This is a genomic window from Vibrio sp. 378 (assembly GCF_033339435.1).
Genome location: NZ_JAWOUO010000013.1, coordinates 45,116 through 58,133, shown reverse-complemented (window position 1 = coordinate 58,133; position 13,018 = coordinate 45,116). Strand labels below are relative to the sequence as shown.

Here is a 13,018-nt window from a genome sequence, read left to right as displayed (position 1 = left end):
TAATGGCGGGTTTTTTTATGCAGCAACGGCGGCGACGGATGCTGGCGGTTTTTCTGCGTAGTAGGCGATGTTCTTAGTTTGTCGGCTAAGTGTGTCTATGCCGACGATACTCAATTTTTTTGGGGTGGTATTGCGGGACTCGAAATAATGGAAGAGTTGTAGCATACAGCTCTTCACCATTAATGGATCAATGTCTTCCAAGTAGATTGAGGCTTTGGTTAAGGCTTTAGGGCCTTTGTTATCGATAAGGTTTTCCATCCAGTGAATGGCGTTGATACCAGAGCCACAGCAGGGCTCATAGAAGTCTGCGGAAGATTGAGCTCCGGTAATGAGTGACAGCAGGCGACCAATCTCTGGGGGAGTGGGGAAGTAATTAGTGCCCTTCTTGTGGAAGCCTGACATGCTTAGAACGTAGCCCAAAACATCGCTGGTTGGATCGCGTTTCATTGCGGCAGATAAAACATGTGAAAGCTCGAAGGCGACCGGCTGTAGTTCCTTCGGGATCTCCTCCTTGGATGGATATAGACCCGTCTGTAAATAAGCCCATTGGTCGATAAAGGCCTCAACAAACCGAGAAGTTCCCATTCTGTATCGGGACAGCTCAATGAGAGATAAAGCCTTGGATGTAAGTTTCAGTGCTTCTGGTGACATAAGCGCTCCAGCTTGTTCTGACGAAACATTCAAGAGGTAGAAACGAAGAACCTCGCGGAAGCGAGGTTCTTTGCTTTCCTAATAGCCTAATGCCGAAGTAAAGGCATCTTAATGAAGTCGGGGCAGCTAGACATTTCCCGAGCGATGAAGTCTTGACGTTTCGGCAGCGGCCATTTCATGAACGTTGCGAGCAGGATGCGCTTATTCGTGTTAGTATTGCTTTGCAGCATAACAAAGCTCCTTGATGGCTTGATTGTGTTGTAAGGGCTGCAACGAAGGTCGAATAGCGATGCGGCCCTTATTTATGATTATTACAGCATCATAAAATAATATCAATAGCCAATAAAGTGATTCTGTGATTTAAGATTTCACATGTGAAAGTCATCACGCATTACAACGTCTACTCTAAACATCCAAATAATTTGTCTGCCGACCCCAAATGGGGCGCTCTTCGATAACACCAAGTCTAAGGTGTTCGTTCGGGACCAAGATCAAAGAAAGGGCCGTCATCAGGCCCTTTTTTTAATCTTCTCAAAGCGAACTGTTGAGTTCGGATAGCACCTTTTCGTAGACGCTATTTTCATTTGCTTTCCGCGGTTTCACCATCTCTACACCCCTCATTCTAAGTCTGATTTTTTGAAAGGCATTGTGCCTTTGCAGTCTGGATAAGTGGTGCATCCCCAAAACTTAGAGGCTCGTTTTTTACCAGGAGCCTTCCCCTTTCTAAGACGCATTGGGCTACCGCAATCTGGGCAGTCTGGACAATCCTCCGCCGCGATACGTTTCTCGGGTTTCCCTCGGTTGTCCGGGAACGTCTTCTTGCAAGCCTCGTTCTGGCAACCCCAGAAAAAACCGTTCTTCCCTTTGATCCGGTGCATCTCACCACCGCAGTTGAAGCATTCGTGTGAAGGAGGCTTCGTGCCCTCGAAGGCTTTAGCCATCGCGCCACCTTCTTTGGTCAGAACCGGTGCGGCCACTTTGAGCTGCTCAACCATTTGGCAGATCCAGGTGGAAATCTGCTTCATGAAGACAGACATGTTCCCTGAGCCGGAGGCAACTTTCTCAAGCTCCTGTTCCCAAGCCGCAGTCATGCCGGGTGATTTGATGGCTGGTGGAAGCACTGCGATAAGCGCATGAGCCTTATCAGTTGCAAGCAGTACCTTTTTCTGACGTTTGAAGTAGCCTTTATCAACCGCGCCCTGGATGATGCTTGCGCGTGTTGCTGAAGTGCCTAAACCGGCTGTGGCTTTGAGGATTTGCTTGAACTTCTCCTCAGTCACGAACCGGGCAATGTTCTCCATCGCAGCAAGCAATGTGGCTTCGGTGAAGTGCGGTGCTGGCCGTGTCATTTTGCTTGCCAGCTCGACACCATTAAGCAAAGCAGGTTCGCCCTGGCTAACCCTGGGGAGCTTCTCTTGTTCAATCGGCGCGTCGGTTTCTTCCCCCTCGTCCTTGGGACTGCTTTCACTATCAGAAGCAAACAAAACCTTCCAGCCTTGTTTGGTAGGTGTCTTACCAGCGGACGCAAAGAGGTGACGCCCACACTGCACCTCGATGGAGGTTTTGGTGAACTCGAACTCGCTGTAGAACTGCGCGATGTAGAAACGGCGGATGGCGTCGTAAAGATTGAGCTCGATCTCAGACATGGCACTGATGTCTGTTCTGGCCGGTGTTGGAATGATCGCGTGGTGCGCGGTCACTTTGGCGTCATTGAATACCCTGGCCTTGCGATGAGGATCTGCGCCAGCCACCAGCCCAGAGACGTTCTGATCAGACAAAATGAGCGCCTGGAGAATGTCCGGGATGTCTTCCTTTTGACTCTCGGGTAGATAACGACTGTCAGTACGAGGGTAGGTGGTCGCTTTGTGCGTTTCGTACAGAGCTTGAGCTGCATCCAGTACCTGCTGAGCGGTGTATCCCCATCGTTTGCTTGCGTATTGTTGCAGTGACGTTAGATCGAAGGGGAGGGGGGCTGACTCTTTACCTGGTTTGGTTTCTGCTTTGCTGATAACAGCATTGGCACCATTGACCTGGGAGGCTACCTGCCCGGCATAGGCCTTATTGACGCACCGGCCTTGCTCGTCACTGCACTCTTCTGGTGGTATCCATTGGGCGGCAAACTGTCCATTCTGTACGGACACGTTCACCCCCAGAGTCCAGTATGGCGAGGGGGTGAAACCGGCGATCTCTCGGTCCCGTTGACAAACAAGAGCGACGGTTGGGGTGATAACCCTGCCAACGTGAAGAGTGTGGTTGAAACCGACATCTCGGGCCAGCACTGTGTAGAGGCGGCTCACGTTCATGCCTACCAACCAGTCAGCGCGTTGCCGTGCCAATGCGGCGTAGTAGAGTGAGACCGTATCCTTGCCATCCTTTACGTTGTTCAGCGCTTTCTTGATGCTTGACTCATCGAGAGCTGTCAAACAAACCCGGCGAATAGGGCCAGAGTAGCGGAATCGATCCAGAAGCGAACGGGCGATAGCCTCACCTTCTCGGTCGTAGTCCGTTGAGATGTAGATGGTGCTCGCCTTTTTGACCAGTCCCTCAACAATTTTGTACTGTTTGAACGCACTCTTGCGAACGTTGTACCGCCATGACTCTGGTGCAATAGGGAGGGTTTCCAGTGACCATGACTTGTAGCGTTCGTCATAATCGTCTGGCATATACAATTCCAAGAGGTGGCCGAACGCCCACGTAATGACCCGGTTTCTTCCATCATGGAGAAATCCATCGCCTCTTTGGGAGGCCTTCATTACGCTAGCCAAATCTTTAGCTTGAGAAGGCTTTTCGCAGATATAAAGATCCATTAAGCCGCTCCTTTCGTCTTTGATTATAGATTCGCCAGCTCAGCCCAGCTTTGTGCTAGATCTTTCACCTCGGGGTAGTCTCTGGAGAGGTTTTCAAGGATTCCAGAAATGACATAGGCCGCTTCGCGGGAATTAATCCTCGAACTGGCCTCCATGAGCATGATTGATAAAGCGTCGAAGAGTTCAGCCTTACGGCCTAGCGTTGCGTGGCTCCTTATTTCAGGGCTTTGCATGGGTTCACCACTGAATAGGGACGCACGGATTCACGAACAATGCGGCGATCTGCGTCGGTTACAGTTTGGCTGGTGCAAAAGTACGTCCAGGCATCCAGATATTCTTGATAGGTGTGGGTAGGCGGTATGCAGCCGGTGATAACATCCTTGGGGATGTTTGTGGTTCCCTCAGCCACCACAAAGCGCCAATCGTGTTCGTCCATACCTTTGCCACCATTGCAATAGCGTTCCCAGCGAGACAACTCGTACAGCGAGTAGCTTTTGCCTTTATTCATGGACTTGAAGGTATTGATGGCCTCGTCCACTCCCCCGTTCTGTTTGAACCCTGCTGGAGTTTTATTTGAACTAGCGGAGTCATATTGGACCGTGTTCATCGTTACGCCGATATTACCGTCGCCCAGAACATGGATATAACCAGGTTGACGTAATGCCGCGCCACCGCGCCCCATGTTTCCCCATGACATAGACAATTCCATACTGACTCGGGCCAATTTGTCATTTTCGGCAAGGGCTGTCTGGGACTGAGTGTTTTGCTCGGGGGTGCCAGAGGCACATCCGGCGAGAATTGTTACCCCTAAAATTGCTATTAGTTGCCTCATCGCGTCGTTCCTTATCAAAAAATGTCGATGAGCCCATTCTAAAAGGGGGGGGATGGAAAGCTGGCTCCTCAAACTGCCCAAATTGGACAGATAGCCGTGCGAGTAATCTAAAGGTGTTTTGAGAGCATATAGCGACGAGAAATACGACAGGAATATGGTCAACCTACATGTTGAAAGCCCTGAGTAAGTTATTTGGTGGGCGAAGTGGACTGATCGATACCGCGCCAAGCGCCAGAGTTTTGCCGCTTAAAGACGTGGAAGATGAAGAAATCCCTCGATACCCACCTTTTGCCAAGGGGCTGCCAGTGGCCCCACTAGACAAGATACTGGCAACCCAAGCCGAATTAATTGAGAAAGTGCGGAACTCTCTAGGTTTCACTGTGGACGACTTCAACCGGCTTGTTTTGCCGGTTATCCAGCGGTATGCCGCGTTTGTTCACCTGTTACCAGCTTCCGAATCACACCATCATCGTGGCGCTGGTGGTTTATTCCGACATGGGCTTGAAGTGGCCTTTTGGGCAGCTCAGGCCTCTGAGTCAGTTATCTTCTCCATTGAGGGAACTCCTCGGGAGCGCCGTGATAATGAGCCGCGTTGGAGGCTGGCGAGCTGTTTCTCTGGACTGCTGCATGATGTGGGGAAACCGCTCTCAGATGTGTCCATTACGGACAAAGACGGGTCAATCACATGGAATCCGTATTCGGAGTCTCTTCATGATTGGGCTCATCGACACAAAATAGACCGTTACTTTATCCGGTGGCGCGATAAGCGACACAAAAGACACGAGCAATTCTCGCTGCTGGCGGTGGATCGAATTATTCCAGCTGAGACTCGGGAGTTTCTGTCTAAGTCTGGCCCGTCCATCATGGAGGCGATGTTAGAAGCGATCTCTGGAACCAGTGTTAATCAGCCAGTGACCAAGCTGATGCTTCGTGCTGACAAAGAGAGTGTCACTCGGGACCTTCGCCAAAGTCGCCTCGATGTGGACGAGTTCTCCTATGGAGTGCCTGTCGAGCGGTACGTGTTTGATGCCATCCGCCGTCTGGTTAAAACCGGAAAATGGAAGGTCAATGAGCCTGGCGCGAAAGTCTGGCACCTGAACCAAGGTGTATTCATCGCGTGGAAACAACTTGGCGACCTCTACAGCTTGATCAGTCACGACAAGATCCCCGGTATTCCACGAGACCCAGACACGTTGGCCGACATTCTCATCGAGCGCGGTTTTGCTGTACCAAATACGGTGCAGGAGAAGGGGGAGCGAGCCTACTACCGCTACTGGGAAGTTATGCCTGAGATGCTCCAGGAAGCGGCTGGTTCGGTGAAGATCTTAATGCTCCGTCTCGAATCAAACGACCTAGTGTTTACCAGTGAGCCTCCTGTAGCTGTGGCTGCGGAAGTAGTTGGTGATGTTGAGGATGCTGAGATTGAGTTTGTTGATCCAGAGGAGGTTGATGAAGCTCAAGAGGAAGAGCAAGCCGCTCTGAATGATGACATGCTGGCCGCAGAGCTGGAAGCAGAGAAGGCTCTTGCTGGTCTTGGCTTTGGTGATGCGATGGAGATGCTGAAAAGCACCTCAAATACAGTCGAAGAGAAGCCAAAGCAAGAGGATTCAGGAGCAACTGAATTGCCTAAACCTGACGTTAGCAAGAAGGGCAAGCAGCAGAGTAAACAGGGAAAAGCCACACCGAAGAGTGATACAGAGAAACAAATCCAGAAACCAGAGACAAAAGAAGATTTGTCACCTCAGGACATAGCTAAAAATGCCCCCCCACTGGCTAATGACAATCCGTTACAAGGGCTCAAGGATGTTGGCGGAGGATTGGGAGACATCGATTTCCCATTTGACGCATTCAATGTATCGGCAGAAACGACCGACACTGACGAAACAAAACCTGTAATCCCTGATGCGACAGCGCTCGAAACGCAAGAAGAGCAACAAAAACAGGACTTCGCTCCACAAGAACAAAACTTCCCGCAATGGGATGATTTCCCTGCGCTCGGTGATTCTGATGAACCTCCATCGTGGGTAATTGAGCCGCTCCCGATGCTGAGTGATGTACCAGAGCAAATAACACTCGAATCAGACATGTCACATACGGACAAACCTAATTTGCATGAGAAAGATGCAAAGACCGTTCTTGTTGAGATGTTGGCTGGATACGGGGAGGCATCACCGTTGCTTGAACAAGCCATTATGCCTGTTTTGGAAGGGCGAGTGACGTTGGGCGAGGTTCTATGCCTTATGAAGGGGCGGGCGGTTATCTTGTACCCAGAAGGGGCTCGGGCGTTGGGTGTGCCGTCAGAAGTTCTCTCGAAGCTGTTCCACGCTAACGCGATTGTCCCTGATCCGATTATGCCTGGTCGAAAAGTTCGCGATTTCAGCGGCGTCAAAGCAATTGTGCTAGTGGAACAGCTTTCAGATGCTGTTGTGGCGGCCATTAAGGATGTTGAGGCTTCAATGGGTGGATACCAAGACGCCTTTAAGTTTGCCTCTCCCCTTGGCTCGGATGCAAGCAACAACAAGTCTGCCTCGAAACAACAGAGTCGGAAAAAACCACAACAGCAGAAACAAGAGATTGATACAGGAAAAGCCTCGCCGGGACAAAAGCCGAAAGGTAAGGCCGCTCTGCAACAGTCGAAACCAAATGAGAATAAAACTGATGCAGCTGCGATTGAAGAGCAGAAATGCAAGCCGGTCGAGGAAAAACAAAATGTAGCTCGCCTTCCCAAGCGAGATGTTCTGCCTACGGTTCTTGAGCCTAAGGTTGAGCGTGAAAAGGAACTAGGACACGTCGAGGTGCGAGAAAGGGAAGAGCTAGAGATTAGGGAATTTGAGCCGCCTAAGGCGAAAACAAACCCGAAAGACATCAACGAGGAAGATTTCTTGCCGTCAGGTGTTACCGCTGAAAAAGCGATCCAGATGCTCAAGGATATGATTCAAAAACGCTCAGGAAGATGGCTCGTTACACCGGTCTTGGAAGAGGACGGTTGTTTAGTGACCAGTGCCAAAGCCTTTGACATGATTTCTGGGGAAAACGTTGGGATCAGCACGCATATCCTCTGTGGATTACTGAGCAGAGCACAAAGGCGTCCTTTGCTCAAGAAACGTCAGGGAAAATTGTATTTAGAGGTAAATAAAGCATGACCATAAGTTATGACTCTCTCGCCTATGAGATGCCGTGGCGGCCTAACTATGAAAAAAATGCTGTAACAGGTTGGCTTGCTGCCTCCGGTGCTGCGTTGGTTGTAGAGCAAGTTAGCTCGATGCCTCCAGAGCCATTCTATTGGATGACGGGGATTTGCGGCGTAATGGCAATAGCTCGTTTGCCTAAGGCTATCAGACTTCACCTACTCCAAAAGCATTTGAGAGGACGTGACTTGGAGTTCATATCCATCGCTGAGCTCCATAAGTACATCAAGGACACGCCGGAAGACATGTGGCTTGGTAGTGGATTTCTATGGGAGAACCGCCATGCCCAGCGCGTGTTTGAAATCCTGAAACGTGATTGGACTTCCATCGTAGGCAAAGAGTCTACGGTCAAAAAGGTTGTCCAGAAGATACAGGGTAAGAAAAAGGAACTACCTATCGGTCAGCCTTGGATTCACGGGGTAGAGCCAAAAGAACAGAAGCTGATGCAGCCACTCAAACACACCGAGGGACATTCGCTGATCGTTGGAACCACAGGCTCGGGCAAGACCCGTATGTTCGACATTCTGATCTCTCAGGCCATTCTGCGTGGTGAAGCTGTAATTATCATAGACCCGAAAGGGGATAAGGAGATGCGAGACAATGCCCGTCGTGCCTGTGAAGCTATGGGGCAACCGGAAAGGTTCGTATCATTTCACCCTGCATTCCCAGAAGAGTCGGTGCGTATCGACCCTTTGCGTAACTTCACTCGTGTAACTGAAATAGCAAGCCGCTTGGCCGCGCTGATCCCGTCCGAAGCTGGGGCTGACCCGTTCAAGTCATTTGGTTGGCAAGCACTGAACAACATCGCTCAAGGTTTGATTATCACTCATGACCGTCCCAACCTGACAAAACTCCGTCGCTTTCTTGAAGGTGGTGCTGCTGGCCTTGTTATCAAGGCAGTTCAGGCCTACTCCGAGCGAGTGATGCCTGATTGGGAGGCTGAGTCTGCGCCCTACTTGGAGAAAGTCAAAAATGGTTCGCGTGAGAAGATCGCTTTCGCATTGATGAAGTTCTACTACGACATCATCCAGCCGGAGCACCCGAACTCTGACTTGGAAGGGTTGCTGTCGATGTTCCAGCATGACCAAACTCACTTCTCCAAGATGGTGGCGAATCTTCTGCCGATCATGAATATGCTGACGTCAGGGGAGCTCGGCCCTCTGTTGTCTCCAGACTCCTCTGATCTGAGCGATGAACGTCAGATCACCGACTCCGCAAAAATCATCAACAACGCTCAAGTAGCTTATCTGGGACTCGACTCTCTGACCGACAATATGGTTGGTAGTGCTATGGGGTCCATTTTCCTGTCAGACCTAACAGCGGTTGCTGGTGACAGATACAACTACGGCGTCAACAACAGACCCGTAAACATCTTTGTGGACGAGGCGGCTGAGGTCATCAATGACCCATTTATTCAGCTCCTGAATAAAGGTCGTGGTGCGAAACTTCGTCTCTTCGTTGCAACTCAGACTTTTGCCGATTTTGCAGCCCGACTGGGCAGCAAAGACAAAGCGCTCCAAGTGTTGGGGAACATTAACAACACTTTTGCTCTGCGTATCGTCGATGGTGAAACCCAAGAATATATTGCAGATAACCTGCCGAAGACCCGGCTCAAGTACGTCATGCGGACTCAAGGTCAAAATACGGATGGTAAGGAGCCCATTATGCACGGAGGCAACCAAGGTGAGCGTTTGATGGAAGAGGAAGCGGATCTGTTCCCTGCCCAGTTGCTAGGGATGCTTCCGAACCTTGAATACATAGCCAAGATTTCAGGCGGAACAATCGTAAAAGGCCGTTTGCCCATATTGACCCAATAAGAGCAGAGCTATGTGTAACAAAAAGTATAGAGATTACGAGGTAGCCATCATGGTCGATATGAACCCTTTTAACAGGGTTATGAATGAATTGAAAAGTCGTGGCCGCAAGAATGCTCACATCCTGAGTATCCTTCAATTCGACTGGCCTGCATCGGAGGTCATCATCGAGAAGCTGAGCTGCTACATCACTGATGGGATTAAGGCTAATCAGGAGCCTGTGATTTACCCGATCATTGAGGAAGCTCTGCATCGCTATAGCCAGCTCGTGTTTCATGAGCATAGAGAGAAGTATGAAGACCCGGCAAGAATTGGCGCATTTCTGGAAACCCTGATCACTGAAACTTGCCGAGCGTTGGAAGTGCAAATTGTCGATAGTAGCGGTAATTCATGGTCAGTCGATTCAGGTGAATCGTTCTCATTGTGGCTTTCTTCCCACCCAGGAGAACTATCCATTAACCCGCAGCCCCATGAGGATGAGATCACTTTGCGTGGCTTGCTGTATGAGCTTATCACCTGTGAGAGTGTGAAAACTGTTTTAAGGAGAACCGACTATGAACAAGCCGTGGTTGCTGGTCGTATGGCTGCTAGCCATTGAGTTGTTAGTGATATTACTGCTGATTCCTGGAGACTGGACCGATAGGGCCATCAAAAGGGAATCTGAGCTGGTGGAACAGAGTCTTGGACTCGAAGCCAGAGACTGGATACAGAGCAAAGCATCTACCTGGTTCAGGTCGAGCGTTATTGATTCAGGTTTCTATGAGGGTATGCACCACACTCTGATCCCATCAGACGAGGAACGTCAGAAATCTAAGGGGATGCAGGACATGGGCAAGGACTGGTTTGTGTGGGTAAAAGGTCGCATGGAAGCCCTTGTAAACGTCATTTACCAGTTCTACACCCGGTTGGCACTGTTAGCCGCGTGGGCTCCCTATATGCTTATCCTGTTCGTACCTGCGGTATATGACGGCATGATGACATGGCGAATTAAGCGGACCAACTTCGATTATGCGAGCCCGATAATACATCGTTATAGCGTTCGTGGAACGGTGTACCTGATGACAGGATTGTTCATCGCGTTCTTCATCCCTATGGCGCTCGATCCGATTGTAATTCCGATGACAATGATGACGTGCTGCGTCCTAGTTGGCCTGACATTTGGCAACCTTCAAAAGCGGGTGTAGGGATGATGTGGTTCTGGACGCTGGTGGTATGCCGCTTAGTTGAGCCAGAACCTATCTCTGACGTATTAAGATTTTTCTTTCCGTTTGTGAGCGGGTGGGGCGCTGGTACGGCCATTACCCTCATTATCTTTTCAGTTTTCACTCGCTCAGCAATGTATGGATACCACAACCTTTTCAAACAGAATATTTGTTCATGAGTAAAGCAAGTAACTACTGAACTCAGGTCCGTCACTGGGCCACTGTACTTCTACCTAAACGAAATTGGGACGATATAGGGAAGATCTATGAAAGTAATCAATAAATTCCAACTGCTGGCTCTGGGGCTGTTTATGGCTTGCACTGCCATCGCGTCTCCTGATGCACTCAATACTGATGCAAAGTTCGAGAACCTTGAGTCAGTATGTCCTGACTGTGAAATGGTAGCAAAAGATGTACTTAACCTTCGGGTTGAAAACTGCCAGCTCAAAGACACCTCCAGTACAATGATGATAGGCACCATGCAAAGTGATCCTATGTTTTGGTTTATGTTGGCGGTACACACGGCAGCTGGTGGAGAGGCCTATAAAACTGTGGTAGGAGCCGCAGCTACCCATATTGATTGTGAAAACTCGTTGAACTGGGTCAGGTTGACTCAGCAAGCAGTTAAAGTGGGTAAGGCATAATGAGCGAAAGCGATTTCTTTTTTGGTGAGCTGTATGTCGGAAACACTGAGGCCACTGAACAATGTGAAATAGCGGCCATTGGCTGCTATTGAACTTTCACATGTGAAAGTTTTTTGTTCCTCTTTTTTGGTGAACTGTATGTCGGAAACTGTGGGACCTCTGAACGATGTGAAATAGCAGCCATTGGCTGCTATTAAACTTTCACATGTGAAAGTTTCTTTGTCCCTCTTTTCTTCCCTCCACGCTAAATCTCCTCAAGGTGCCCAAAATGGGCCGCAACAGCACTGTGCCTGCATTGTTCAATTAAGAGATGATTGTTCTGAGCTGATGACAAGTTATTTGGAGGGGATATGTCCGCACAAACTAACGTCAGAAAAAGCGAAAGCACATCTGATTCATTAGTCTCTTGGCAATTTCGTGTCTGGCAGGTGATGTTTGCTATCGGCTTTGTTGCAGGAATCGGCCTGGAACTTACATACAATTTTCTTGGTTAAGGGGGGTGAGGGACGTGAGTGTAAATAAGCGTTTTTTTTGGTTTCTGATGAATGCGGTACTGATGTGCATCTTTATCGTGCCCGTGGCGGCTGCATTTTGGTTGTCTGTTTTTGCGGCAGGTTTTGACTGGGGTGAATGGGTTAAGTTGGCTGTTGATACGGCTAACAGCGTGGCAAGTGACCCAGCCCAGACTCTGGTTATGGTTCTGAGCTACTGGGGTATCCTCAGTTTCTTCTTGCTGGCTGTGTACAGTGTCATGTTCAAGTTTAAATCCAATGCAGCTAGCGTTTTGGATTTGGAAAAGCACTCGGAGGCGGCGTCTCAAAATCAATAACTAATCCAGTAAATGCAAAAGAGGCGGCTTAGGCCGCCTTTTTTATTTGTCGCTGGAAGTGCCCGAAAAGGGCGCGAAGCCGTGGCAGAAAATCTGTGCCCCTGAATGAGAATACAGGCCATTAGGAAAAGAAGAGGGTTGCTATGAAGCCTGTAAAGATACCGCGCCGGGTCGATGAGCCCCCGCATTTGCTGTTATGGAGCGCAGATGAGCTGGCCCCGATGCTTTTGGGGTTAACGATAGGAGTCATCATCGGTAAGGCCCTGATCTGTTTTCTGGGAGGGTTGCTTGTAACTAACCTTTATCGCCGATTCAGGGATAACCATCCGGATGGATACCTGCTCCACATGATTTACTGGTCCGGGTTCATCATGACCAAGGCCAAATCTCTCAAAAACCCGTTTATCCGGAGGTATTTGCCTTGATGTGGAAAAAGTATCTCAAGACCTGGGAAGGGACCCAAGCAGAAAATAAGTGGGGACGAATCTTCATTGGGGGGCTTGTCGCTATCGTTTTCATGCTGGTGATTCAGCTATTCCGCAAGGAAACAATCGTCACTATCCAGCCTTTCACGCTCACGGAAGAAGCCTGGGTTACGAAAAATAACGCTGCTCAGTCCTATAAAGAGGCTTGGGGTTTTGCTTTTGCTCAGCTCCTTGGCAACGTAACGCCCGGAACAGTGGACTTTGTGAAGGAACGGATCACCCCGCTTCTCTCCCCGAGCATCTATCAGGAGGTGATTGATGCTATTGAAATTCAGGCTCAACAGATTAAGAACGACCGCGTAACCATGCGGTTTGAGCCGCGTTTTGTTGAGTACGAACCCAAGAGCGACAAGGTATTTGTCTACGGATATTCCTATGTCAAAGGGGCTTCTTCTAACGAGGAGCGAAGTGAACGCTCCTACGAGTTCGGCATCAAGATTTCAAACTACGCACCAGTGCTGGAACACATCGACACCTATGTAGGTAAGCCACGCACCAAAACTGTTTTGGAGCAACTCCAGCGCAAAGAAGAGAACCGGAGAAAGCATGAAGAACAACGCTAAATT

Annotated in this window: 13 protein-coding genes; 9 read left to right on the top strand and 4 right to left on the bottom strand. The window is 49.5% G+C overall.

The window, feature by feature from the left end:
• Positions 1-15: 15 nt before the first annotated feature.
• The 4 genes from R7Q48_RS19605 to R7Q48_RS19585 all read right to left on the bottom strand — a co-directional run bounded on the left by R7Q48_RS19605 (position 16) and on the right by R7Q48_RS19585 (position 4,290).
• Positions 16-651 (bottom strand): restriction endonuclease subunit M, encoded by a 636-nt coding sequence (locus R7Q48_RS19605; protein WP_160188496.1) that lies wholly within the window; start codon positions 649-651, stop codon positions 16-18.
• A gap of 617 nt (positions 652-1,268) precedes the next feature.
• Entirely contained in the window at positions 1,269-3,458 is a 2,190-nt protein-coding gene (locus R7Q48_RS19595; protein WP_160188497.1) for a DNA topoisomerase 3, read from the bottom strand.
• A 23-nt stretch (positions 3,459-3,481) separates the two neighbouring features.
• Positions 3,482-3,691, bottom strand: coding sequence for a hypothetical protein (locus R7Q48_RS19590; RefSeq protein WP_160188498.1), 210 nt, complete (start codon positions 3,689-3,691; stop codon positions 3,482-3,484).
• The gene (locus R7Q48_RS19585) at positions 3,673-4,290 is read right to left on the bottom strand and encodes a hypothetical protein (protein ID WP_193325781.1); all 618 of its coding nucleotides are present in this window, start codon (positions 4,288-4,290) and stop codon (positions 3,673-3,675) included. Before R7Q48_RS19585 ends, R7Q48_RS19590 begins: the two co-directional genes overlap by 19 nt.
• A 167-nt stretch (positions 4,291-4,457) precedes the next feature.
• On the opposite strand from R7Q48_RS19585, the gene mobH reads away from it, so the two are divergent.
• The 9 genes from mobH (at position 4,458) to R7Q48_RS19540 (ending at position 13,015) form a co-directional block, all read left to right on the top strand.
• Positions 4,458-7,433: a MobH family relaxase gene (gene mobH / locus R7Q48_RS19580; RefSeq protein ID WP_160188500.1), complete on the top strand. Its 2,976-nt coding sequence runs from the start codon at positions 4,458-4,460 to the stop codon at positions 7,431-7,433.
• A complete protein-coding gene (gene traD, locus R7Q48_RS19575; RefSeq protein WP_160188501.1) occupies positions 7,430-9,295 on the top strand; it encodes a conjugative transfer system coupling protein TraD in 1,866 nt (621 codons plus the stop codon). Before mobH ends, traD begins: the two co-directional genes overlap by 4 nt.
• A gap of 49 nt (positions 9,296-9,344) precedes the next feature.
• Positions 9,345-9,890, top strand: coding sequence for a hypothetical protein (locus R7Q48_RS19570; RefSeq protein WP_252404633.1), 546 nt, complete (start codon positions 9,345-9,347; stop codon positions 9,888-9,890).
• Positions 9,847-10,476: a DUF4400 domain-containing protein gene (locus R7Q48_RS19565; protein WP_160188503.1), complete on the top strand. Its 630-nt coding sequence runs from the start codon at positions 9,847-9,849 to the stop codon at positions 10,474-10,476. Before R7Q48_RS19570 ends, R7Q48_RS19565 begins: the two co-directional genes overlap by 44 nt.
• Positions 10,477-10,760: 284 nt before the next feature.
• Positions 10,761-11,138, top strand: a complete 378-nt coding sequence (locus R7Q48_RS19560) for a hypothetical protein (RefSeq protein WP_160188504.1) — start codon at positions 10,761-10,763, stop codon at positions 11,136-11,138.
• Between the two features lie 350 nt (positions 11,139-11,488).
• Positions 11,489-11,632, top strand: coding sequence for a hypothetical protein (locus R7Q48_RS19555; protein ID WP_193325702.1), 144 nt, complete (start codon positions 11,489-11,491; stop codon positions 11,630-11,632).
• A gap of 14 nt (positions 11,633-11,646) precedes the next feature.
• Positions 11,647-11,967 (top strand): hypothetical protein, encoded by a 321-nt coding sequence (locus R7Q48_RS19550; RefSeq protein ID WP_252404634.1) that lies wholly within the window; start codon positions 11,647-11,649, stop codon positions 11,965-11,967.
• Between the two features lie 143 nt (positions 11,968-12,110).
• A complete protein-coding gene (gene traL, locus R7Q48_RS19545; RefSeq protein ID WP_160188505.1) occupies positions 12,111-12,392 on the top strand; it encodes a type IV conjugative transfer system protein TraL in 282 nt (93 codons plus the stop codon).
• A complete protein-coding gene (locus R7Q48_RS19540; protein ID WP_252404635.1) occupies positions 12,392-13,015 on the top strand; it encodes a type IV conjugative transfer system protein TraE in 624 nt (207 codons plus the stop codon). Before traL ends, R7Q48_RS19540 begins: the two co-directional genes overlap by 1 nt.
• The last annotated feature ends 3 nt before the right edge of the window (positions 13,016-13,018 follow it).

What these genes read in the sequence shown, in the direction of transcription:
- R7Q48_RS19605 (WP_160188496.1), bottom strand. Translation starts at nt 651, where the DNA reads ATGTCACCAGAAGCACTGAAACTTACATCCAAGGCTTTATCTCTCATT.
- R7Q48_RS19595 (WP_160188497.1), bottom strand. Translation starts at nt 3,458, where the DNA reads ATGGATCTTTATATCTGCGAAAAGCCTTCTCAAGCTAAAGATTTGGCT.
- R7Q48_RS19590 (WP_160188498.1), bottom strand. Translation starts at nt 3,691, where the DNA reads ATGCAAAGCCCTGAAATAAGGAGCCACGCAACGCTAGGCCGTAAGGCT.
- R7Q48_RS19585 (WP_193325781.1), bottom strand. Translation starts at nt 4,290, where the DNA reads ATGAGGCAACTAATAGCAATTTTAGGGGTAACAATTCTCGCCGGATGT.
- mobH (WP_160188500.1), top strand. Translation starts at nt 4,458, where the DNA reads ATGTTGAAAGCCCTGAGTAAGTTATTTGGTGGGCGAAGTGGACTGATC.
- traD (WP_160188501.1), top strand. Translation starts at nt 7,430, where the DNA reads ATGACCATAAGTTATGACTCTCTCGCCTATGAGATGCCGTGGCGGCCT.
- R7Q48_RS19570 (WP_252404633.1), top strand. Translation starts at nt 9,345, where the DNA reads ATGGTCGATATGAACCCTTTTAACAGGGTTATGAATGAATTGAAAAGT.
- R7Q48_RS19565 (WP_160188503.1), top strand. Translation starts at nt 9,847, where the DNA reads ATGAACAAGCCGTGGTTGCTGGTCGTATGGCTGCTAGCCATTGAGTTG.
- R7Q48_RS19560 (WP_160188504.1), top strand. Translation starts at nt 10,761, where the DNA reads ATGAAAGTAATCAATAAATTCCAACTGCTGGCTCTGGGGCTGTTTATG.
- R7Q48_RS19555 (WP_193325702.1), top strand. Translation starts at nt 11,489, where the DNA reads ATGTCCGCACAAACTAACGTCAGAAAAAGCGAAAGCACATCTGATTCA.
- traL (WP_160188505.1), top strand. Translation starts at nt 12,111, where the DNA reads ATGAAGCCTGTAAAGATACCGCGCCGGGTCGATGAGCCCCCGCATTTG.
- R7Q48_RS19540 (WP_252404635.1), top strand. Translation starts at nt 12,392, where the DNA reads ATGTGGAAAAAGTATCTCAAGACCTGGGAAGGGACCCAAGCAGAAAAT.